Annotated in this window: 24 protein-coding genes; 15 read left to right on the plus strand and 9 right to left on the minus strand. The window is 68.2% G+C overall.

The window, feature by feature from the left end; translation table 11 throughout:
• Positions 1 to 2: 2 nt before the first annotated feature.
• Both NP4_RS21970 and NP4_RS21975 read right to left on the minus strand, forming a co-directional pair.
• A complete protein-coding gene (locus NP4_RS21970; protein WP_068000857.1) occupies positions 3 to 584 on the minus strand; it encodes a neocarzinostatin apoprotein domain-containing protein in 582 nt (193 codons plus the stop codon).
• Positions 581 to 1,648, minus strand: a complete 1,068-nt coding sequence (locus tag NP4_RS21975; protein WP_068000860.1) for a hypothetical protein — start codon at positions 1,646 to 1,648, stop codon at positions 581 to 583. The genes NP4_RS21970 and NP4_RS21975 overlap by 4 nt, the downstream gene beginning before the upstream one ends.
• A gap of 191 nt (positions 1,649 to 1,839) precedes the next feature.
• Here NP4_RS21975 and NP4_RS21980 point away from each other — a divergent pair, with 191 nt between their 5' ends.
• Genes NP4_RS21980 through NP4_RS22015 form a run of 8 tightly spaced genes read left to right on the plus strand, consistent with a single transcriptional unit; the run spans position 1,840 to position 9,462 of the window.
• Entirely contained in the window at positions 1,840 to 3,462 is a 1,623-nt protein-coding gene (locus tag NP4_RS21980) for a nitrilase-related carbon-nitrogen hydrolase (RefSeq protein WP_245998746.1), read from the plus strand.
• A complete protein-coding gene (locus NP4_RS21985) occupies positions 3,459 to 4,268 on the plus strand; it encodes an oxidoreductase (protein WP_082876103.1) in 810 nt (269 codons plus the stop codon). Before NP4_RS21980 ends, NP4_RS21985 begins: the two co-directional genes overlap by 4 nt.
• Positions 4,265 to 5,209: an alpha/beta hydrolase family protein gene (locus NP4_RS21990; RefSeq protein ID WP_068000863.1), complete on the plus strand. Its 945-nt coding sequence runs from the start codon at positions 4,265 to 4,267 to the stop codon at positions 5,207 to 5,209. The genes NP4_RS21985 and NP4_RS21990 overlap by 4 nt, the downstream gene beginning before the upstream one ends.
• A gap of 13 nt (positions 5,210 to 5,222) precedes the next feature.
• Positions 5,223 to 6,344: an aromatic ring-hydroxylating dioxygenase subunit alpha gene (locus tag NP4_RS21995; RefSeq protein WP_068000866.1), complete on the plus strand. Its 1,122-nt coding sequence runs from the start codon at positions 5,223 to 5,225 to the stop codon at positions 6,342 to 6,344.
• A complete protein-coding gene (locus NP4_RS22000; protein ID WP_068000868.1) occupies positions 6,341 to 7,030 on the plus strand; it encodes a hypothetical protein in 690 nt (229 codons plus the stop codon). The genes NP4_RS21995 and NP4_RS22000 overlap by 4 nt, the downstream gene beginning before the upstream one ends.
• Positions 7,027 to 7,944: a hypothetical protein gene (locus NP4_RS22005; RefSeq protein ID WP_068000870.1), complete on the plus strand. Its 918-nt coding sequence runs from the start codon at positions 7,027 to 7,029 to the stop codon at positions 7,942 to 7,944. Before NP4_RS22000 ends, NP4_RS22005 begins: the two co-directional genes overlap by 4 nt.
• Positions 7,941 to 8,726, plus strand: coding sequence for an SDR family oxidoreductase (locus NP4_RS22010; RefSeq protein ID WP_068000873.1), 786 nt, complete (start codon positions 7,941 to 7,943; stop codon positions 8,724 to 8,726). Before NP4_RS22005 ends, NP4_RS22010 begins: the two co-directional genes overlap by 4 nt.
• Positions 8,719 to 9,462 carry a maleate cis-trans isomerase family protein gene (locus NP4_RS22015; protein ID WP_068000876.1) on the plus strand — a complete coding sequence of 248 codons (744 nt, stop codon included), beginning with the start codon at positions 8,719 to 8,721 and terminating at the stop codon, positions 9,460 to 9,462. The genes NP4_RS22010 and NP4_RS22015 overlap by 8 nt, the downstream gene beginning before the upstream one ends.
• Positions 9,463 to 9,471: 9 nt before the next feature.
• Here NP4_RS22015 and NP4_RS22020 read toward each other — a convergent pair whose 3' ends face one another.
• The gene (locus NP4_RS22020; RefSeq protein ID WP_082876104.1) at positions 9,472 to 10,290 is read right to left on the minus strand and encodes an HpcH/HpaI aldolase/citrate lyase family protein; all 819 of its coding nucleotides are present in this window, start codon (positions 10,288 to 10,290) and stop codon (positions 9,472 to 9,474) included.
• Between the two features lie 146 nt (positions 10,291 to 10,436).
• Between NP4_RS22020 and NP4_RS22025 the strand changes: the two genes are divergently transcribed.
• Positions 10,437 to 11,369, plus strand: coding sequence for an alpha/beta fold hydrolase (locus NP4_RS22025; protein WP_156524931.1), 933 nt, complete (start codon positions 10,437 to 10,439; stop codon positions 11,367 to 11,369).
• 13 nt (positions 11,370 to 11,382) lie between these two features.
• Here the strand turns inward: NP4_RS22025 and NP4_RS22030 are convergent, their stop codons facing one another.
• Both NP4_RS22030 and NP4_RS22035 read right to left on the minus strand, forming a co-directional pair.
• The gene (locus NP4_RS22030; protein WP_068000887.1) at positions 11,383 to 12,126 is read right to left on the minus strand and encodes a maleate cis-trans isomerase family protein; all 744 of its coding nucleotides are present in this window, start codon (positions 12,124 to 12,126) and stop codon (positions 11,383 to 11,385) included.
• The gene (locus NP4_RS22035) at positions 12,123 to 12,680 is read right to left on the minus strand and encodes a TetR/AcrR family transcriptional regulator (protein ID WP_068000890.1); all 558 of its coding nucleotides are present in this window, start codon (positions 12,678 to 12,680) and stop codon (positions 12,123 to 12,125) included. The genes NP4_RS22030 and NP4_RS22035 overlap by 4 nt, the downstream gene beginning before the upstream one ends.
• 83 nt (positions 12,681 to 12,763) lie before the next feature.
• On the opposite strand from NP4_RS22035, the gene NP4_RS22040 reads away from it, so the two are divergent.
• The 3 genes from NP4_RS22040 to NP4_RS22050 all read left to right on the plus strand — a co-directional run bounded on the left by NP4_RS22040 (position 12,764) and on the right by NP4_RS22050 (position 15,340).
• Positions 12,764 to 13,657, plus strand: coding sequence for a DUF4437 domain-containing protein (locus NP4_RS22040; protein WP_068000893.1), 894 nt, complete (start codon positions 12,764 to 12,766; stop codon positions 13,655 to 13,657).
• Between the two features lie 277 nt (positions 13,658 to 13,934).
• Complete coding sequence (locus NP4_RS22045; RefSeq protein ID WP_068000897.1) at positions 13,935 to 14,225, plus strand: hypothetical protein; 291 nt, start codon at positions 13,935 to 13,937, stop codon at positions 14,223 to 14,225.
• A gap of 173 nt (positions 14,226 to 14,398) precedes the next feature.
• Positions 14,399 to 15,340, plus strand: a complete 942-nt coding sequence (locus NP4_RS22050) for a CAP domain-containing protein (RefSeq protein ID WP_082876105.1) — start codon at positions 14,399 to 14,401, stop codon at positions 15,338 to 15,340.
• An 84-nt stretch (positions 15,341 to 15,424) separates the two neighbouring features.
• Here the strand turns inward: NP4_RS22050 and NP4_RS22055 are convergent, their stop codons facing one another.
• The 3 genes from NP4_RS22055 to NP4_RS22065 form a co-directional block, all read right to left on the minus strand.
• Entirely contained in the window at positions 15,425 to 16,444 is a 1,020-nt protein-coding gene (locus NP4_RS22055; RefSeq protein WP_068000903.1) for an ArsR/SmtB family transcription factor, read from the minus strand.
• A gap of 41 nt (positions 16,445 to 16,485) precedes the next feature.
• The gene (locus tag NP4_RS41700; RefSeq protein WP_169813787.1) at positions 16,486 to 16,638 is read right to left on the minus strand and encodes a hypothetical protein; all 153 of its coding nucleotides are present in this window, start codon (positions 16,636 to 16,638) and stop codon (positions 16,486 to 16,488) included.
• A gap of 264 nt (positions 16,639 to 16,902) precedes the next feature.
• Positions 16,903 to 17,490 (minus strand): hypothetical protein, encoded by a 588-nt coding sequence (locus NP4_RS22065; protein ID WP_211335991.1) that lies wholly within the window; start codon positions 17,488 to 17,490, stop codon positions 16,903 to 16,905.
• Between the two features lie 152 nt (positions 17,491 to 17,642).
• On the opposite strand from NP4_RS22065, the gene NP4_RS22070 reads away from it, so the two are divergent.
• Together NP4_RS22070 and NP4_RS22075 are read left to right on the plus strand one after the other, a co-directional pair.
• Positions 17,643 to 18,887 (plus strand): sensor histidine kinase, encoded by a 1,245-nt coding sequence (locus NP4_RS22070; protein WP_082876133.1) that lies wholly within the window; start codon positions 17,643 to 17,645, stop codon positions 18,885 to 18,887.
• The gene (locus tag NP4_RS22075) at positions 18,880 to 19,578 is read left to right on the plus strand and encodes a response regulator (protein ID WP_068000908.1); all 699 of its coding nucleotides are present in this window, start codon (positions 18,880 to 18,882) and stop codon (positions 19,576 to 19,578) included. Before NP4_RS22070 ends, NP4_RS22075 begins: the two co-directional genes overlap by 8 nt.
• 123 nt (positions 19,579 to 19,701) lie before the next feature.
• On the opposite strand, the gene mbp1 is transcribed toward NP4_RS22075, so the two are convergent.
• Entirely contained in the window at positions 19,702 to 19,947 is a 246-nt protein-coding gene (mbp1, locus tag NP4_RS22080) for a microaggregate-binding protein 1 (RefSeq protein ID WP_068000911.1), read from the minus strand.
• 182 nt (positions 19,948 to 20,129) lie between these two features.
• Between mbp1 and NP4_RS22085 the strand changes: the two genes are divergently transcribed.
• On the plus strand, positions 20,130 to 21,341 hold the full coding sequence (locus tag NP4_RS22085) for an AI-2E family transporter (RefSeq protein WP_082876106.1): 1,212 nt from the start codon (positions 20,130 to 20,132) through the stop codon (positions 21,339 to 21,341).
• Position 21,342: the final 1 nt, after the last annotated feature.

A 21,342-nucleotide genomic window follows, 5' to 3' on the forward strand; every position in this document is an offset into this window, starting at 1 on the left:
GACTACAGCCGCCGCCGGTCGGCGAGGGCGAGGGCGGCGAGGGCGGCCAGCAGCGCCGCGGTCAGCGACCACAGCAGCGTCGATGGCCCGCTCGTGTCGGTGGCCGAAACGGGCGTCGGCGCGGTGGCTGCCGCGGTGGGCGCGGGCAGCAGGGAACCGGCGAAATCCACCGGCACCGCAGCGGAATTAACGGCGATCACGGTCGGCGGTTCGGTACCGGGCAATGGGGCGGCGGCGATCACGCACCGCTGCGCCCGGCAGTCGATATCTTTGAACCGCGGATGCGCGACCAGAGTAATGACGCCGAACGTGCCGTCGGCGGCGATGTTCACAAACGTCGCGCCACCGTCGAGGTCGCAGTCGCGCAATCCGTTGGTGAATCCCTCGCGACACAGCCCCACCGCCACGGCCGCCAAACCAGCCCGGAACCCGCTGCCGCGCACCGTGATTCGCTGCCCCTCCGCGAGCCCGGAACGGGCATCGGTCTGCAGGACCGCCGAATCGCCCGGCGCGGCCGCGGCGTGCGCGGGCGCGAGAAACACCAGCGCCGCGATCAGGGAGGCGGTCCGATATCGGCGATTCATGAAACCCTCTCGGTCAGGCCGGGCGCGATCAACCGGCCGGTGACGACGGCCAGCATCGAGACCGTGACGGCCGTCAGCGTCAGCGCGGATCCCGTGCCCCACCAGCGGCTCACTCCCGCAACGGTTCCCAGTCCGGTCAGTCCGCCCGCCGCGGTGAGCAGGGCCGTGGCCGCCGATATCCGGACCCCGGACGCGTTATCGGATCCCAGCGCACAGTCATCGAGTGCGGCCAAGGCGCGGCCCACAGCGGCGAGCGTCACCGCGAGACCGATCGCGACGGCCCATGCCGCCGGTGCGGTCGCGATGAGCACCGCTCCCCCGGCGGCCGAGATGAGCAGTGGCGGTACCGCTCCCATTCGACGCGGGGGCAGGACCGCCGCAACGGTGGCGATTCCGGCCGCAGCCATCCAGCGCCAGTGATCGCCGTCGAGGATGTCCCAGCGGAACAGCAGCAGATGCAGCGCCGGTAGGACCGCGTGCCCGAGGGCCAGACCCGCGGCGAAGTAGCCGGGCAGCAGCGCCCGCAACGCCCGCGCCGGTTCGTCCGTCCAGGCATCGGGCGCAGGTGTCAGCCGGGACCTGGTGCACACCAGCAGAATTCCGATCGCCGTGGTCCCGACCCCGCAGATGAGCAGCGCGCGCTCGGCGTGCTGGGCGTATCCACCGGCCAGTGCCGCGCCGAGCGCCGATCCGGCAGCCATCGCCGCGTACCAGACCCCCACCGTCCGGGCACCGCGCATTACCAGCGCTCGCGCCGCCACCAGCGCGGGCCCCACCGCCGCACCGGCGAGGAGCACCCCGGCGGTGAACGCCACGACGCCGGGCACGAGTCCCGCGATCATCAGCGCCACACCGGAAACCAGCGCACACCCGCCGCAGAACCCCGCGGACAGTCGGTGCGGCGCGCGCAGACAACAGGCCACGGTCGCACATCCGAGCAGCAGCGCCGTCAGCGCGATGTACCCGCTCACCGCGCCGGGAATTCCGGCCTCACCGGCCAAGGGTTTGGCCAGCAGGATCAGCACGACGCCGATCGCCGGTCCCACGCCCGCCACGGCGACCATACCTACCTCCTGCCGATGTTTCCCTATAGGAAACAGAGTTTCGCAGTGGCCCTATTGAACTCGCCGCACCCGTCCGCGTCAAGGCCGGTCGGGCCGTAACCGCTTGGAAACGAGTCGTTTTCGAGCAACCGCTGGACAGGCAGTTGGAAACAATGTTTCGATGTACGAAACGTGCTTCTCGGAGGGAGGCGATGCCGATGGTCCGGGTCGCGGCCGCACAGCTCGCTGCGGGTACCGATGTGGCGAACAACCTCGACGCGTGTCTGCGAATGATCGATGCCGCCGCCGAGGCACAGGCCGAGCTGGTGGTTCTTCCGGAGTTCTGTAATCACCTATCGTGGTACGCCGATCGCGCCCATGCGCGCGCAATGGCCTGCGCGACCGGTGATTTCTTCCTCACCGCCATCGCGGAGCGGGCCGCGCGGCACGCGATGTTCGTCAAGCTGGGGGTCACCCTCGCCCGGTCGGACGGGCGCACGACGGCAACCGGTCTGCTGTTCGGACCAGCGGGTGAACTACTCGGCGAGTCCGACAAACAGATCCTGATGGGCGCGGAGAACGATCACCTCGATCCCGGCACGGCCGATTCGCCGGTGATCCCGACGCGATCGGCCCGGATCGGGATGTACGCCTGTATGGAGGGCGTGATTCCGGAGGTCACCCGGTCGCTGGCGATCCGCGGCGCGCAACTGCTGCTCAACAGTCTCAATTCCTTCGCCACCGACGAGGCCGGACTGCACATCCCGGTGCGCGCGGCGGAGAACAGGGTGTGGGTGGTGGCCGCCAACAAGATCGGTCCGCTGCTGCCCGAGGCACAGCTACCCGATATCGCCGCACGGCTGGGAGTTCCGGCCGATCGACTCCACGGCGCCGGGGAGAGCCAGATCGTCGCGCCGGACGGCACGGTGGTGGCCAAGGCGCCACCGACGGGCGAGGCGATCGCGGTCGCGGATATCGCTATCGCCCGGGCCGATGACAAACGACGTCCCGACGGCACCGATCTGTTCGCGGCGCGACGACCGGAACTGTACCGGCCGCTCGACCGCCCCACGCGCCGCCGAGCCCCCGCCGGAGCCGAATCCGTCGTGGCGGCAGTGGTAGCGCCTGCCCTCGACCCGATCGCCGCATCGATCGCCGCGGGGGTACGCCTGATCGTGCTACCCGAACTCGCGCCGATTCCGGTCACGGATGTCGTTGCCGCCCTGCGTGGTTCGCCCGCGCACGCGGTGCTGACCGTGCGCGATCGCGATCGGCACACCGGTCTGCTGGTATCGGCGGACGGTATCGTCGGCCGACAGGATCAGCTGCACCGCACCGAACGCCATGCGTGGCTGCGCGAATTGGGCAGTGAGCTCACGGTTTTCCCGCTTCCCTGGGGACGGCTCGCGATCGTGGTCGGCGACGACGCGCTGTATCCGGAAACCTTCCGACTGGCCGCGGTCGCCGACGCCGATGTGGCGGCCGTATGCTGCACCCCGACCGAGCCGTGGGAATTGTCGCTGGGGCTGCCGGAGCGGTCCGCCGAGAACCGCCTCAACGTCGTCGTCGCCGGTACGTCCGCAACGGGCGAATTGACCGGCGGCATCCACGCTCTCACCCCCGACTTCACCCTGTGGACCGCATGGCGCGGGCCGTTCACCGGCGCGATCAGCCACCCGGTCATCACCGCCGTCGCGCCGGGCTCGACCGACGCCCGCGCCGAGATCGCGCCCGCCCAGGCGGTCAATCGCGCCGTATCCAAGGGCACCGACCTGATCGCCGACCGGCCCCCGGCCGCGCTGGCGACTCTGACCAGAGAACTGGAGCACCGATGAGCGAAACCGTGCAACACGTCGAGCAGATGGTCGACGCGACCGCACGCGCCGACGTCACCGAAACCTTCGAGGAATGGCAGCGACTGCTGCAGACGCTGCGGGCGCGTATCGAGGAACGGTTCGAGCTGCACCGCGACCCCTCCACCGCGGATCTGGAGTCCTACGGCGATCCGGACAACGGGCCCTCGGGCCGACTGGCCGCCTACGCGGGTCCGGAGATCGACTGGCTGGTGCACTCCTGGATCGGTGATCCCCGAACGGGATTCGTCAACCTGCACCTGACCGCGTGGCTGGGACCGCGAACCGCCGTGCCGCATCTGGGCTGCGCGCTGCTGCTCTGGCCGCAGGGGTGGTTCTACGTCGACGCCATCCCGCGCGGCGACCTGATCGGTGACGCCGACTACTACGACCGCTACTACCGCGACGCCGACGAACCGTGGTCGACCTTCAAATCCGAGCATCCGGATTTCACCTGGTTCACCAGTCGCACCGGCTTCATCCGAGCCAGCCTGTCCCCCACGGCCCACTGCTATTCCTTCCCGCCCGTCCGCTCGAACCTCGATACCGTGGCCGAGCTGCTCACCGCGCGCGTGGAACAGTGGCTGCGATGGGTGGACGAGGCCGAACCCGTTGCCCCGCAGCAGCGTCCGGCGCTGGCGGCGCGAGATCTGGCCGTGCGCCGCAATATCGCCGAACGCGACCCGGCGAATGTCATGGGCAGGCGCATGTTCGGCGACGAACTCACCGACCGCCTCGTGCGCGGCCTGTGGGGTGGCGATCGAATTCTGGAGAGGCCCCGCGCATGACCGTCGTTCGATCCCTGTGGTGGTCGGTGCGCACCGGCGGCGACGCGCCGTTCGATACCGCACATCTGAAGATCTACTATCCAGCGGCGGTGACCGGCGACGATACCGAACGGCTGACCGGCGTCTTCGCCCCCGACCCGATCGGCGCGCCCTATCCGGTGATCCTGTTCCTGTCGGGGGTGAACGTCGCCCAGGACAGCTACCGTCGCTTCGCCACCGAACTCGCCGGCGACGGCTTCGTGGTGGTCACCTTCGACCGGGTCGCCGAATTGTTCGGCGGACAAATGGGTCTCACGCCGGGCGTGGAGCTGTCGGCGGCCGAACCCGGCGCCTACGGCAGCCGCCCCACCTGTCCGACCATCGGCACGATCCTCGAGGCCCTCACCGAACTCGATGCGTCCGGCCCACTGCGCGGTGCGCTCGACCTCGACCGAATCGCGCTGGGCGGACATTCCGCGGGCGGCACGGTGGTGCTGCAGTCGGCGCGGTTCTACCCCGCTGTCGCCGCCGTTTTCGCCTGGGGCGCGCACACCATGGTCGCGACCATGCTCGGCTGGGAACCCGGCACGGTCGTGCCCGCGCAGGTGACCTGCCCGGTGCTGCTGGGCGTCGGCGGCAACGACGGAGTGATCCAGGGCAGCGCCGACCGCTACGGCGAGGACGGCGAGAACCGCCCCGACCCGGTGCGGCGCACCTTCGACGAGGCGCTGCCCGACGGCGAGCACCTACTCGCGATCGTGCCGGGCGCCAACCATTTCGGCATCGCCGACCCCGATCCGACCGCGGCCCGGGCCTTCCTCGACGGCCCGGCGCAGACCTCGGCCCTCGCCCCGTTCGCCCGATTGACATCCGCGTTCCTGCGCACCCACCTGCACGGCTCGCGGTCGGCGCGAGCCGAGCTGAACACCTTCGACGACGGAGTGCTGCTGAAACGGCGCTAGGAGACCACCGATCATGCTCAAGAACTTCTGGTACGCCCTGGAATTCGCCGAAAAGGTCGGCCGCACCCCGCGCGGTGTCACCTGCCTGGGCCAGGATTTCGTGCTCTACCGCACCGAATCCGGGGAACCGGTCTGCCTGTCGGATCTGTGCGTACATCGCGGCGGCGCGCTGTCGATGGGCGCGCTGACCGGTGACTGCATCACCTGCCCCTACCACGGCTGGCAATACGACGCAGACGGCAAATGCGTTCGTATCCCGGCCAATTCGGCCGAACGCGCCATCCCGCGCAAGGCGCGCGTCGACGCCTATCCCGCGCTGGAGCGCTACGGGATGGTGTGGGCCTTCCTCGGGGACCTGCCCGAGGACCAGCGTCCCCCGATTCCGCACATTCCCCAGCACGACGACCCGAGCTTCCGGGCCGTGCACTACGACATGGTCGTCGAGGCGAACTACGAACGGACCTTCGAGAATGTCGTGGACGCCTCCCACACCCCGTTCGTCCACGGCGCTTCCTTCGGCAATCCGGCCAAGCCGGAGATCCCGGACTTCCGTGTGCAGCAGACGGATTGGTCGGCGGAGGCCGACATCCAACTGAGCCCGCCACCGCCCACGGGCCTGTGGGGATTGCTGGCGCGCCGTCGGCCGCGACCCGAGTACGTCACGGTGACCAATGGGTGGTACCTGCCCAATATCGTGAAACTGCACGTCCGGCTGCCCATCGGGGATCTGATCCTCTACGACTTCAATATCCCGCTGTCGCAGGACCGCACGCTGGTCAAGATTATGGGTTACCGCAACTTCTTCACCGGCTCCTGGGCCGACGCCAACGCGCGCAAACGGATCGAGAAGATCCTGCTGCAGGACCGACCGGTCGTGGAATCCCAACGCCCCGAACTGCTCCCGTTCGACCTGTCCGACGAATTGCACGTACGCAGCGACGCGCTTCAGGTCGCCTACCGTCGCCGCCGAACCCAGCTGATCAAGGAGGGCTGGTGGGTCGGTGACGACGATATCGTCACCGGCGACGCGCCGCGGCGCACCGCCACCGTCATCGCCTCACCCGCCCGCCGCGACAACCCCGAGTTGGCCAGCGCCTGGGTGCACAAGGCCCGCACCGGAGGAAATGCGCAATGAGCCTGCCCGCCAAGCATTGTGAACGCACCCTGGAGCATCTTCGCGACGCTCTCGGCCTGGACATCGCGGAGGATGTCGCCCTGACCGGTGAGATATCCCCCGATCCGGTGGGACGACTGCGCGTGCTGCGCGGCGGTCCGATCGACAAAGTGGTCACCGTCGATCTGGTGGCGCCGCGGATCGGGCTCGACAGCCACATGATCTTCGCATTCCTGCCCGCCGACAGCGCCGTTCCCCACTTCACCCTCGACTCGGTGCACGCGAGCGAACATTTCGCGATGCATCTGGATCTGATCCCGCGGGTCGATCTCGCCGTCGCACTGGAATATCTCGATGCCGCATTCCTGCCGCTCACGACACCGCTGGAAGCGGCCTGGCGGATCGAGGGGGTGTCGCCCGCCGCGGTCGGACCGCGCCAGCGGGCGATGATGTCACCGTGGATGGTCGTATGCCGCGCGACCGAGGCCGCGTTCGAGCAGCTCGGCCCCACGGTCGACGCCTATGTAGACCATTGGCTGTCGCTGGTCGACAAGGGCGTCCCCGCGGTCGAGGTCGATACGGCCGCCCGCGACCGGGCCAATCGGGCGAATCTGTTCAGCCCCCAGGTGGATCCGGTATGGGCACAGGTCGCTCGGCTCCTCGGGGCGCGACAGGCCGAGCACGTCCGAGCGGAGCTGCTGTCATGACCTCCTCCCCTGCTCCGAGCGCCTGGCAACAACGCATCACCGGGGAATGGGTGGGCCGCCCCTCGCTGTTCGACGCGCAGGGCACCTGGCTCGGCTTCGAAGACATCCGGCGCTCGTCGGTCTTCGCCGACGGCACGACCACCTATCACATGGCGGGCGGCCTCACCGGCGGCGGCCCGCTGGCCGGACGTTTCGCCCTCGGCGCGCCATTCGCCTTCGGGGTCGTCGACTCCGATGACAACCGCGTCTACACCGGTCCCGATTTCTACGGATCGGGCCAGCCCTACGGCGGCTTCGTCGACGCGCACTACTACGGACCCGGTTGGCAGGTAAGCCTCAACACCTGGAACCAAACCATCGACGACACCCAGATCTACTCCTCGGTGCTGTCGCAGGGCCCGGCCGTCGTCGGCGTGTTCAACGGTGTGTACACCCGGGATCCCGCCCTGGTGGACGACCGCGTCGACACCGAGACACGCTGCGGCGCGACATCTTTCATACTTCCCACCAAAGGTGACAGCCACTACAGCGGCGAGCTCGAGGTATGGGGAGCCGATCAGCGACACCGCGGCGGCGCGCACACCACACTCACGATCGAGCCGCTGAGCCTGCTGACCGCCGAGCACCACCTCACCCTGTCCGGCGCGATCGAATTGGACGCCGGGGCGAGGGTGCGGCGCGACGGGACGCGCGGGTTTCACGAAGGTCCCGGACTGTGGGGGAACTCGACCGCCTACGGCCGGGCCAACCATCCGAGGCTGCACCTGACCGACGGGCGGCGAATCATCGGCCGGGAGTTCATGATCGACGCCGAGCCCGGTATGGGAGCGGGTAGGACGCTGGCCGTGGTGTATCAACTGTTCGACCGCAATGTGCTGTCCGCGGTGCTGCACGGCGTCCTGGAGCGGATATGAGCACCGTGATCGTGACCGGTGGCACGCGGGGCATCGGGCTCGGCATGACATACGCCCTGTTGGACCGGGGGCATCGAGTAGTACTGTGCGGCAGCGATTCTCGCCGGGTCGAGCAGCTGCGCGCCCAGTTGCCCGAGCGGGCCTCGGCCCTCACCGCCGATGTCACCGATCGCGCGCAGTTGCAGAAGGTATGGGATTGCGCCGTCGACCGGTACGGCTCGGTCGATATCTGGATCAACAACGCCGGGGTGAGCCACATCCGAATGCCGCTGTGGCAGTTGCCGATCGAGGAGATCCAGGCCACTGTGCAAACCAACCTGCTCGGCGTCGTCAACGGATGCGCGGTCGCGATCGCCGGGATGGCCGCCGCCGGACGCGGCCACGTCTGGAATATGGAGGGCCTCGGAAGCGACGGACGCACCGTCGCGGGACTGTCGATCTATGGCGCCAGCAAGCGCGCCGTCACCTATCTCACCGAGGCGCTCGCCGCGGAGGTGCCGCCCGGGGTATCGGTCGGACTGCTCAGTCCCGGCATGGTCGCCACCGACCTGCTCACGCACGGCTATGCCGATCCGCGCGAACTGGCCAAGGCGCGCAAGGTCTTCGACATCCTCGCCGACCGCGTGGAGACGGTGGCCCCCTGGCTGGCCGAACGGGCCGTCACACGGACCCGCAATGGCGCACACGTGCGCTGGCTGACAGGAACCAAGGTCATGAGCCGATTCGCCCTGGCCCCCTTCCGCACCCGACACATCTTCGACGAGGAGCCCTCCGATGCCTGACGTTCTCGGCTGGCGAGCCAAATTCGGGGTCCTCGCGCCCTCGACCAACACCGTCGTCGCACCCGACTTCGCCCGCATGGCCGTGCCCGGGGTGACAACTCACTTCGGCCGCATACACATTCGCGATCAGAGCATGAACGACGACGACGCCATGGACCGGCTGCTCCAGCAGATTCGCGCCGAAATCGCCGCCGCCTGCCAGCGAGTCACCACCTGCGAACCGGACTACATGGTCATGGGCATGTCCGCGGAGACCTTCTGGGGCGGTGTGGCGGGCAGTCGGCGGTTCGTCGAGCAGATCCGGGATCTCACCGGACTGCGGGTCGCCACCGGCGCGGAGGCGTGCCGCCGCGCGCTCGAGCTCAACGGCGCGAGACGAATCGGCGTCGTCACCCCCTACCAGCCGATCGGCGACGAGAATGTGGTGCGCTTCTTCGGCGAGCTCGGCTTCGAGGTGGCCGCGATCGAGGGATTGTGCTGCCGCACAGCCGTATCGATCGCCCACGTCACCGAGGACGAGCTCCGCGCGGCCCTGCGCCGCGTCGATGGCGAGGACGTGGACGCGCTCGTCCAATGCGGTACCAATCTCTCCATGGTCCGGCTCGCCGACGAGGCCGAGCGGTGGCTGGGCAAACCGGTCATCGCCATCAATGCGGCCACATGGTGGATGGCATTGCGCGACAACGGTATCGATGATCGCATCGAGGGCGCGGGCGCGCTGTTGCGCGAGCATTGAGCAGCGGTGTCAGCCGTCGAGCAGGCGGCGCGCGGCGCGAACCACGGCGAGGTCGACCATGCGCCCGCGGGCGTCGAGGACGACGCCGCCGTTCGCCTGCTCGAAGCGGTCGACGAGAGCGCGCGCGGCGGCGAGTCGTTCGGGTGACGGCAGGAACACCTCGTTCACGATCGGGACCTGAGCGGGATGTATACACGCTCGACCCCGAAACCCCAACCGCGCCAACGCCCGGGTCGAGGACCGCAGCGCTTCGGAGTCCGAGAAGTCGGTGCTGACCGGACCCAGCGGCGGTTCGATACCGGCCGCGGCGCTTGCCAGCACGATCTGGGTGCGAATCGCCAGCATCTCGAAATCGCCGGGGCCCGGGTCGATCCCGGTATCGCCGCGCAGATCCGCCTCGCCCAGCTGCAATCGCCGTACGCGCGGGGCCTCGGCGATCTCACGCGCCGCGAGGACCGCCGCCGCGCTCTCCAGCAGCGGACATACGCTGACACGGCCGGACCGAGCCTCCCGAGCGGCCACGATCGCGGTCGCCGCCCGAACCTGCGCGGCGGATTCGGTTTTGGCCAGGCAGATGGTCGAGACATCCGCCGCGGCGACGGCGTACAGATCTTCCCGGCCCAGCTCGCCCGCGTTGACGCGCACCCAAACGCGTTGCGGGGCGGCGGCGGTGGTCCGCAGCCAGGCCAGGATCTCCGTTCGTGCCGCATACTTGTCCGCCAGCGGCACCGAATCCTCCAGATCGAACAGGATCACATCGGCGGGACCCGCGAGAGCCTTGTCGAACAGCTCCGGGCGATTCGCCGGGACATACAGTGCCGATCGCATAGATCCTCCCATCGTCGAGATAATTGAAACAGCGTTTCTCTCAACGAAACATAGCGGCCAGGGTACGCTGACGAAGGTCACACCGTTACGAAACGCCATTCCATCTATGGAAACGGCTCTGCTCCCCTGGAGTCGCCATGATCCCCATGGGATCGGTTCTGGCAGCCGTGGTCACCGCTGCCGCCCTCATCGCCCCGGCCGCCCCCGCCGTTGCCGACGGCCTGCCCGGATCCATCGAGATCCCCTGCGCCGCAGACATTCTGCGCCAGAGCGCGGACTGGTATCTACCCACGCGACCAGCGCGCGGACTGATCTGGCTACAGCACGGATTCGCCCGGAGCAACGCCAATGTCGCCGACCTCGCGCAGACCTTCGCCGACGCGGGTTATCTGGTGTTCGCGCCCAGCTTGCCGTTCCTGAACCTGTCGGGTTGCACCATGCAGAATCTCGGTGACAATACGGCGTTCCTGAACAATGTCGCGGCCCTGCTGTCGGGCGATCCCACCGGCGCGCTCGGCGTCAGCCTGGCCGCCGCGGTCGGCCCCGGACGCGACGTTCCCGTGATCCCGAGGGAATTCGTCTTCGTCGGCCATTCCGCGGGCGCGGAGGCGGTGGAGTACGTCGCGGATCGCCTGCGCACGAACGCACCACAGGTGTGGGCGGGACTGCGCGGGCTGGTGCTGCTCGATCCGGTCATGTCGTTCCTCGGCGACAACACCGACCGCGCTCTCGGCGAGCTCGACGCCACCGGTCTGCCGATTCTGGCGGTGGCGGGCTCGCCCTCGTGGTGCAACAGCTTCGGCAGCGGCACCGCCGCGCTCCAGCGCGACCTGCACCGGCCCTTCGTGGGGGTGCGACTCCGCGGCGGATCCCATACCGACGCCGAAGGGGCCAGCTCCGACGCGCTCGGCGAATTACTCTGCGGCACACCGGTGTCGGCGAACGTCAACGCATTGCATCGGTTGGCGCTGGGATGGACCCACGACTTCTTCGCGGGCACGACCACCCCGGACTACTACCCGAGCGCCGCCGCCTCGGTCGCCGCCGTTCCGGACGCGCAGGTGCTGTACGGTTCCTGAGCGGCTACCGCGCTCAATGCTCGCGCAGCAAACATCCGGCCCCCGCCACCCGGTCCTCGATTCCGTGCTCGCGCAGCGCGTGCCAGAGGGTGGCCGCATTGATGGCGATGACGGGTTTGCCCAGTTCGGCTTCCAATTGATCGGCGAGGGCGACGAAGGACAGATTCGTGCCCACCTGCACGATGGCCTGCACCTCGGGACCATTCAGCCCGGCTACCACCGCGCGCAGCCGCTCCGGCGCGACCCGCGCGATATCCATCGCGGTCGGACAGCGCAATCCGGTGATCGCGGCGACGTCGAAACCCGCCTCGGTGAAGTATCGACCGACCTCGACATCGGCGATCGGCTGATACGGCGAGAACACCGCGATTCGCCGACACCCCAATTCCCGCAGCGCCGCCCGGCACGAACTCGCCCCCGTGGTCACCGCCAGACCGGTGCGCTCCCGCAGCCGACGCTCGAAGGCGGCATTGCCCGCCACTCCTCCCCAGAAGGTCTCGGCCGACATACCCATCACCAGGCGATCGGGTTCGGCGGTCAGCGCATCCCGCACCGCGGTGTCGATCGACGCGCGAATCTGTTCCAGCAGTCCGGTGAAGTCCCGATCGTCGGCCATGACCGGATTCGGGATGTACATCGATCCGGCCCGGTAGGCCACGCCCGGCACCCCGGCGCGCCAATAGTCGTGTTCCACAACGGTATTCGTACTGGGCACAATCACCCCGAAAACGGCCCGAGGGCCCACCGCATTGGTCATCCGATATCCCTCACAACCTCATCGACGGTACGGTGCGCGTGCCGACGGTCCACCGACCGGTCGAGCAGTAGCACCTCAACCAGCAGCGGCGAGATGATCGCCAGCGCGGCCTCCTCGATCCGCCTCTCCCCCGGGCGTCCGATCGCGCCCAGCGCCCGGCGGAACGGCTCGAGCAGGTCCATGACATAGCGGTGCCGCAGGGGGACACAGTCCGGATCGGCGGACGAGGCAGTCACCAGCGCGCGCAGGAATGCGCCGACCGGCTTGTCCCGCAACCGATCACAGAGTAGATCGACCTCCAGGTGCAGATCCGCGACCGGATCGCCGGTCGACCGCGGCGTCGGGTGTGGTGCCACCGAGATCAACGCCGCCAGTACATCTTTCGGCGTGGGCCAGTGCCGGTAGATGGTCGTGCGCGCCACGCCCGTCAGCAGATGCAGACGCTGCGCGGTCAACGCGGCCGCGCCCTCGCTGAGCACGAGTTTCAGCGCGGCGGTCAATACGAGCTCCTCGGTGTCGGCGGCGGGGCCTGCCGGTCGTCCGGGTCCGTTCACAGAATAAACGATACATCTTGTATTGGATTTGAAATAGCAGTACATTCTGTAGCGAAAACCGTTTCCTCCCTTCAGGAGACCTCATGCGTCCGCATGTAGAACTCATCGACGAACGCGACCTGATCTGGCATCTCGCCGAGTTCGAACACGCCACCGGCACCGCCGAACAACGCAACCTCAGCTACGACGAAGAGGACGGCTCGGCCTCGCTCAAGATCCGCTTCACCGGCGACTGGTCTCGGCCCGCCGGAGTGCATCAGGCCGACACCGAATGGTTCGTCCTGTCGGGCCGGGTTACCATCGGGGCCACCGAGCTGGGCCCCGAAGGATTCTGGCATGCCCCGAAAGGTGTTCTGACCCCGCCGATTTCGGTGGCCGCGGGCACCGAGGTCCTACTGTTCCGCGAGCACGGGGACTGGCACTTCGAGCGGGCCGACTCCGATCGCGCATTCGTCCGCGCCGACCAGAAACTCACCGTCCTGGACTCCGCGGCCATGCCGTGGATCGACGTCGAGGACGGCAGCCCCATGCGCTTCGACCTCGGCGGCACACCCGTCCCCGGCCTGTACATCAAACTTCTCCACCGCGACCAGCAGACAGGTTTCTACACCCGCCTCATCAGGGCCAAACCCGGCTGGCGAGAGGAACCCCTGGCCCACCACCCCTGCAGCGAGGAGGCCTACTGCCTGGCCGGCGGATTCGACTACAACTACGGAAAGATGTGGCCCGGAACCTATTTCTGGCGTCCCGCCCGAATCCGCCACGGCGACTTCACCGCCCACCCCGAACAAGGCTGCACCTGGATCGTCCGCTCCGACGCCGACCTGGTCGACTGGTACACCGACAACCCCCGAGTCGCCATGACGGGCGAGCCGACCAATTGGGGCCCGGACTTCCCCCAAACCCTCACGCCCCGACTCCTCGAACCCGTCCGCTCCCGATCCATCGGCCCCTGGCCCGACCCCACCTACCAGTAGCCCGGCCGAATTCATCACCCCGCGCCGAATTGCATCGACCGCAGGCGTGCGCTCAGCGCATTTCGCGGATCGGATCCTTTCGGTCGTGAAGTACGCAGAGCCGAACTCCTGCGGATGAACGTGGACGCGGTGCGCGGTCACGCGCGCCCCTCGAACCCAAACCCCTACGGGCCGAAGACGTTCGATCCGATCGGGCCATCCATGGAAGCGATTCGTGGTCAGCTTCGCGGTGTCGATACGACGTGCTCCACCAGGCTCCGAATCGAGAGGACAGATCGTGCATCGGATCACCGCCACCCTCGGCTCTGTCATAGCGGCGGCACTGCTCAGCCTTGCCGTTCCAGGACCCGCCGACGCGGCCACCGGCTGGATCTCCATCAACGGATTCACGTATTCGAATCCGCATGGTTGCTACAGCCCTGGACACGGCAATCTCACCATCGTCAACCACACCGACACCAAGGCCGTCGTCTACACCGGAGAACACTGCCGCGGCGGGGTCGACCAGACGATCGAGCCCGGGAAGTCGATTTACACGAACAAGGGCAGAAGCGTCCACATCCGCTGAACCTTGTACTGACCGCCGATCGAGCGATTTCCCCAGATCGGCTCGGATGCCGCGGTTTTCGCGATTACGCCGAGGTACCGGCGCTTTAAGCTGGAACTAACCTCACTCGGCCCCTTGGCCATCGAACTCTACGCTTCGTAACTGATTCGTTATCAGGGAAGAGGCAGTATCGAATGAGTTCAGTGTCGAAGGCCCGGGATATGTTGCGGGAGTTCACCACTCGGCGGTCCAGAGTCGCGCTCGGCGCGGTATGCGTGATGGTTGTCGTCACGGGCGGGGCGATGTCCGGCCCGGCAGTCGCCGCGCCGGACAAGCCCGGGACGGGGACGGTCGAGTCGCCGAACGGGCGCTGGCCGGTCAATCTGCGATCCGGCCCGAGCCTGCGGAGCGCCAAGGTCGGCAGGGCTCGCCACCGCGATCGCGTGACCATCGTGTGCACCACTCGCGGCGATCGCGTCGAGAGTAGGTGGGGCGCCACCGATGTATGGGACAAGCTCGACAGCGGCCGGTGGATCAGCGACGCCTTCGTCGACACCGGGACCAACGAGCCCGCGGCGCCGGACTGCGAGGGCGGCGATACCAAACCGCCGAAACCGAGTGAGCCGCAGAAACCCGACCAGCCGACCAAACCCGAGCAGCCCACCAAACCCGAGCAGCCGACCAAACCCGATGAACCGGCGAAGCCCGCCCCCGGCGACGTCGAGGGCGAGGCCGCATGGGAGAAACAGGTCCTCGACCTGTTCAATGCCGAGCGACGCAAGAAGGGCTGTCAGCCGTTACGAATGGACGAGCGTTTGACCCGCGCCGCGCGCCTGCACAACAAGGACATGCGAGACCGTCGATTCTTCGACCACTTCAGCCCCGACGGCCGCGACTGGGAACAGCGCGCGCGGGCCCAGGGCTATCAGGGTGAGGTCTCGGAGAACATCGGCATGGGCGCACCCGACCCCCGAGAGATCATGAACGGCTGGATGAGCAGCCCCGGCCACCGGGAAAACCTCCTCAACTGTTCCTGGAAGTCGACCGGAATCGGCGCTCTGAAAGGCAACCCCCGCCGCGGCAATTCCCTACTCGACCAGGGCCCCTGGTGGACCGCGATGTTCGGTGCCCGCTGACGATCACGCGGTGGGGCCGGTAGCGAGCATCCAGTGACTGAACGCGAGGTAGCGCCGCGCATACTCCGCGGGACCGTCGGCCACTCACGCGCTGCGCAGACCTCGATCCAGCTCACCATCGAGCAGCGCCGCACCCAAGGTGGTGAGTTCGTGTCGCATGGCATTGCGCTCACGACGGCTGTCGATCAGCCCCGCGCGACGCAGGATGGAGGCGTGCTCGCTGGCGGTGGCGGGCGAAACAGCAAGGCGACGAGCCAATTCGGTGGTCGTGCAGCCCGCGGCGACGACTTCCAGAACCGCGGCGCGGGTGCGTCCGAGCAGGGCGACCAGGGCGTCGTTGCGAGGCCGGGGGCCCCAGGCCGCGATGAAGTCGCCCGGATCTCGCAGCGCGGGCACGATCAGCCGCACGGGCGCGCCTTCGTCGACACTGGATTTCAGCGCGATGGGGTCGGGCCAGGCGAACAGCGACGGGGTGATGGTCAAACCCCTTCCGCGCAAACGCAACTCCGAGCCCGGGGGCGGTCCCAGCGTGGCGATCTCCAGCACCGGCGTGCGCCAGCGCCCCAGTCCGGCCAGCAGTCGCTCGACCCCCTCGGTGGCCAGCGTGCGCGCCAGCCGCTCGCCGGTCAGATCGAGGTGGGTCTGCACATGCGCCCATCGTCCGGCGAAGGCCACCGAATGGAATGCCTCGACCGCGGCCGCGATATCGCGCAGCACACCGCCGTCGCGGTCGGGCAGCGTCGCCGCCCAGGCCGGGATCGGGGCGTTGGAGCGCCGAGCTCGCCGCTCCAACGTGAAATTCACCTCGCGGCGCAGTTCCTCCCGCGGGGCCAGCCGCAATGCCTCGAGCGCCTCCGGCATCGAACGAGCCTCGCGCAGCGGGGTGATCAGGTCGACGAAATCGTTGTCGGGCGGGACGAGTTCGGCCAGCAGGCCGAAATCGACGGGCACGGTGTCGCGGACCTGGGCGCGCCAACCGGTGAACATCCCCGCCCTGCTCCGCTGCAACATGCGGGCGGCCAGCAGGGTTTCCCCGAACGGACTCAGCGGCGGCCCGATCCGGACCCGCATCGCGTCCTCGGGCGTGAAATGGATTCGCTTCATACAACACTCCAGCTGGTCATCCGGACAGACGTTACGTCCGATCATCGCGACAGGGCCAGAAACGGATCCAATCCGACCAGCAGTTCGGCGACGGTCCGCGGCCGCTCGGCGGGGCGACGCGGCCGACATTCCTCGGCCGACACACTCTGACCCACGGATACGGTGTCGGTCTGATACACAACATCACTCGTCATCTCGAGCCTCCTCGGAATTCGGCAACTCGAGCAGCGTAGGAATCACGATCGGGCGGAGGCACCCTGTTTCGGCCTGGGCCGAAACACCCAGGGCCCGCGCCGCCCCATCGATCTGCTGGCGATCCCGGCGCGGATCTCGGCCCGCGGCACGTGGCAAACCGTCGTGATCAGCGGGACCCTCTCGGTAGTCGTGGTCCTCGTACGCCCTGACATGCCCGGACCCGTTGACCACTCGAGCGTCGCGCGGAATTTTCGGACGCGATGCTAGCGGCTCGACTTCTCCGCGGGGAGCAGCAGAGCATTCAGTACTCCCGCGGCCGCCCCGACCAACAGCGCAGCGTCGAGGTAGTGGCAGGCCATCGCGCCCACATAGCTCGGCCCGCCCCAGGCGTTGGCGGTGAAGTTCGGGTCGAGGCCGCCGAGGATCTGTACCCCGATGCGCCACGGAATGTACGCCAGTAGGAGCATCGGCACGAGGCCGGCCAGCAGACGCAGCGCCACCGTGGGACGCCGCCAGGCCGCCGACAGGGTGCGCCGGAGTCGCTGTGCGGCACGCGAGCCGAGCGGCGCGAATACCAGCGTCCGCGGTGAACGAGTGCGGCGGCGAAGGATGAGGGCCACGACGACCGCGAGGGCCAGCAGTGCCAGATGCGGCCACCAGGCAGCCGTGCCCGCGACATGCTCCTCCCGATGTGGGGACCGGCCGAGGTAGGCGACACCGCCCGACACGATGCCCGCGGTGAGGGATACGACGGCGATCGCCGTCAGGGCGGGCGACAGCCGGATCGCGCGGTCACGGGCATCCGCTGCGTCGGCACCGCGGGAGATGTGCTGGGGACCTGGGGTTTTCATATCCTCATCCTCGCGTCCGCATCGAGCCGGGTCGTCGGCTCGCGGTCGCGAGTTGCGCACCCACCGTGGTCTGATCGGTGCGGCGGGTCCTACCCGAGGATGACCTCCGGGAGCCGATGCGCGGTCAGCGGGCCGAGCGCTACGGTCGGGTTATGTCGATGACCGCAGCACCGCCCGCGACTTCGGCTGCGCTGTCCGCGCCACCATGGCATCAGCGGTTCGCAGTCCGGCACCGCACCGACTCCGCGGGGCCGGACCGGCTCGATACCGCGATCGCCCTGTTCTGTCTGGTGGCGTTCACCGGTCCGCTGGTGATCGGCATGGCGACGGGGATCGGATCGACCGCGCAGATCGCGGCATTCGGAGTCGCGGCCACAGCGCCGCTGCTCGTGCGGCGTCGCTGGCCGCTGGCCGTGCTCGTCGCCGTCACGGCCGTGCTGTGCGCGGCCGCGCTGGCCGGTGTGCGATTCACGCCCTGGGTGAGCAATACCGGTCCGGCGCTGGGAATCGCGGTGCTCACCCTGGCGAATCAGCGGCGGCGCGGGATATCCATTCCCGCAACCACTCTCGCGCTGATCGCCATCCACCTCAGCGTCATGATCGCGTTCCACTGGCACGCCGACCAGGATCAGGACGCCGTGCAGCTCATAATCGCCCTGCCCGCGTGGTTGATCGGCGATTCGCTGCGGACCCGCCGCGAGTATCGGCACGGAATCGCCGAGCAACAACGGCGGCGGGAAGCGGAGTCCGAACGCCGGATCCGCGCCGAGGAGCGGCTGCGAATATCGCGGGACGTGCACGATCTGATCTCCCACACCCTCAGCATGGTGGCCGTACGCTCCGGCGTCGCGCGATTGCTGATCGATGAGAATCCCGCCGAGGTGCGGCAGGCGCTGAGCACCATCGAGACGGCCAGCCGCTCGGCGCTGACCGAGTTGCGGGCCGTCCTTTCACGGATACGGGAGCCCGCACAATCCGACGAACCGCTCGAACCAGGGCTCGATGCGATACCCGCCCTCGTGGACGGATTGCGGCACGATGGCCTGGTGGTGGAGCTTCGGGTGTCGGGGACGCCGGTGACTTGTCCGGCATTGCTGCAGACCACGATCTACCGCATCGTCCAGGAATCCCTCACCAATGTGGTCAAACACGCGCATACCAACCGCGCGCGAGTGGAAATGCGTTGGGCCGACACCGAATTGACCGTCTCGATCCTCGACGACGGCCCGGACGCCGAAGCGGCGCCCGATACGGGCGCCAGCGGCTCGGGCATGGGTTTGGCGGGCATACGGGAGCGGGTGTCGCTGTTCGGCGGGCGATTCGAGGCGGGTCCCCGCGTAGCAGGCGGATTCGCCGTGATCGTGGATGTCCCGATCGAGGCGAGCCATCATGTCTGAGCCCGCGCCTGCGCACCCGCCGAACCCGATTCGTGTGCTGATCGCCGACGATGAAGCGTTGGTGCGCGCGGGTTTTCGCGTCCTGGTCGACTCCGCGCCCGATCTCACCGTCGTCGGTGAGGCCGGTACCGGCGGCGAGGCGGTCCGCCTGACCCGGCAGCTACGGCCCGACGTCGTCCTCATGGATATCCGAATGCCGATGATGGACGGTCTGGAGGCCACCCAGCACATCGCCGCCGACAGCGCCGACGGTCCCCACGTCCTCGTCGTGACCACCTTCGATCAGGACGAGCATGTTTTCCGCGCATTGCGCAGCGGCGCAGCCGGATTCATTCTCAAGGACTCGCCACCCGAGCAGCTGCTCCACGCCATCCGCATCGTGGCCAGCGGCGATGCCCTGCTGACACCGAGCATCACCCGCCGCATGATCAGCGCCTTCGCCCGCAAGCCAGCGACACCCGCCCCGCGCGCCGACATCCTCGAGCGGCTGACCTACCGGGAACGAGAAGTCTTGGCCCATGTCGCCGCCGGATGTTCCAATGCGGAAATCGGTGTCGCGCTGACCGTCAGCGTTGCCACGGTCAAGACGCATGTGGGCCGCCTGCTGGCCAAACTCGACGCCCGCGACCGCGCCCAGCTCGTTGTCATCGCCTACGAATCCGGCGTGGTGACGCCCGGCGCCTCCCGGTAGAGACGCGGTATCACCGACCGACCAGGGCTCAGGCGGCGTGCCCGGCCGATCGCTTGAAATCTCCGGGCCTGCGGCCCGCCAGAGCAGGCGGGCCGCAGTACTTCTGTCCGAACGGGGCCTGGGCTATTCGTTGTTCTCGTGACTGGCCTGGCGGGCCTTCGCGACTTCCGCCTCCAGGCGGGCCTTTTCGGCTTCGGCTTCCTTCTGCGCCGCGGTGCGCTGCGCCTCGGCCTTGTCCTGCTGGGCGCTGCCCTCGTCTTTGAGGTTCTCGTCACCGGTGATCACCCCGGCGACTTCCTTGGCTTTGCCCTTGACGTCCTCGATGATCCCCTCGACTGCCTCACGGGGACCGCTGTCGTGCTGCGACACAATAACCTCCGGTATCCGATTCCCTCACGGGCGTCGCACCCGCGCATCGGACATACCCGCGGTCCCACCGACGAACCGGCCCGCGTCAGTGGTGTAGGTAACACCTCGCGCCCTTCGAATATCCCCTGCGTATCCGGGTACGCCGCTGCCGGACAGTACGCACGGCAGCAGGGCGGGAGCCTATGAACGACGACGATCGGGGCGAGCGGGCACACAGCGACTGGGTGGGACAGCCGCATCCAGCCGATGAGCCCGAACCGATTACGCAGGCCGAGGCGGCGGCGGAGGAGTTGAAATCCGAGGATCATCCACTCGGCAAGCCCGGGCGGCGATTCGATCGGTATTCCCCGTTCATGGTCGGCTTGACCGCGACCGCGGGGGCGCTGGTCACCCTCGGAACCGTCCGATTCGTGCTGGCCGCCCGCGAGGTGCTGCTTCTTCTGGTGGCGGGATTGTTTCTCGCGATCGGGATGGAGCCGTTGATCTCGTGGCTGGTGCGTCACCGGGTGCGCCGCGGCTGGGCGGTCACATTGGTGGTGGTGGTCGGATTGGCCGCTGTGGCAGGGTTTCTCGCCGCTGCTGTCCCGCCGCTGATCGATCAGGGCCGCGCGCTGGTCGATCACGCTCCCGACCAATTGCACCGGCTGCAGGACCAGTACCCGCCGGTGCGATCGCTGGCCCAGCGGTTCCGCCTCGACGAGAAATTGCAGCACGGTCTCGACAGTCTCGGCGGCGGCGCGGGCACGGGTGGGGCGTTGGCCAGCGGAGTGATGGGGGCCGGGAAGATGGTGTTCGGCGCGATATCGGCCACGGTCATCGTCGCCGTGCTCACGATCTACTTCTCCGCCACGTTCCCGATGCTGCGGGCCGGGATATACCGGCTGTTCCCCCACGAACGCCGCCCGCGCGCGATTCTCATCGGCGACGCCATCTTCGCCAAGGTCGGCGGCTACGTTCTCGGTAATCTGCTCATCTCGGCGATTACCGCCGTGTTGACCTTCGTCTGGCTGGCCGTCTTCGATGTGCCCTTCGCTCTGCTACTCGCGGTGCTCGTCGCCGTGTTGGATCTGATTCCCCTGGTCGGCTCGACTGTCGCCGGAATCATCATCACCGTTGTCGCGCTGACGGTCTCGCTGCCGGTCAGCCTGGCCACGCTCGGATTCTTCCTGGTACTGCGCGTGGTCGAGGACTACCTGCTCGTCCCGCCCATCATGGGCCGCACCGTTCAGGTCCCCGGTCTGGTCACCGTGGTCGCGACCCTGCTCGGCGGAGCCCTGCTCGGGGTCATCGGGGCGTTGCTCGCGATCCCCGCCGCCGCCGCGATTCTGCTGCTCGTCCAGGAACTGCTGTTTCCCCGTCTCGACCAACCCCGTCCGGCGCGTACCGCGCGATAAC

Origin of the sequence: Nocardia pseudobrasiliensis NBRC 108224, from assembly GCF_001613105.1 — a bacterium.
Taxonomy (GTDB): Bacteria; Actinomycetota; Actinomycetes; order Mycobacteriales; family Mycobacteriaceae; genus Nocardia; species Nocardia pseudobrasiliensis.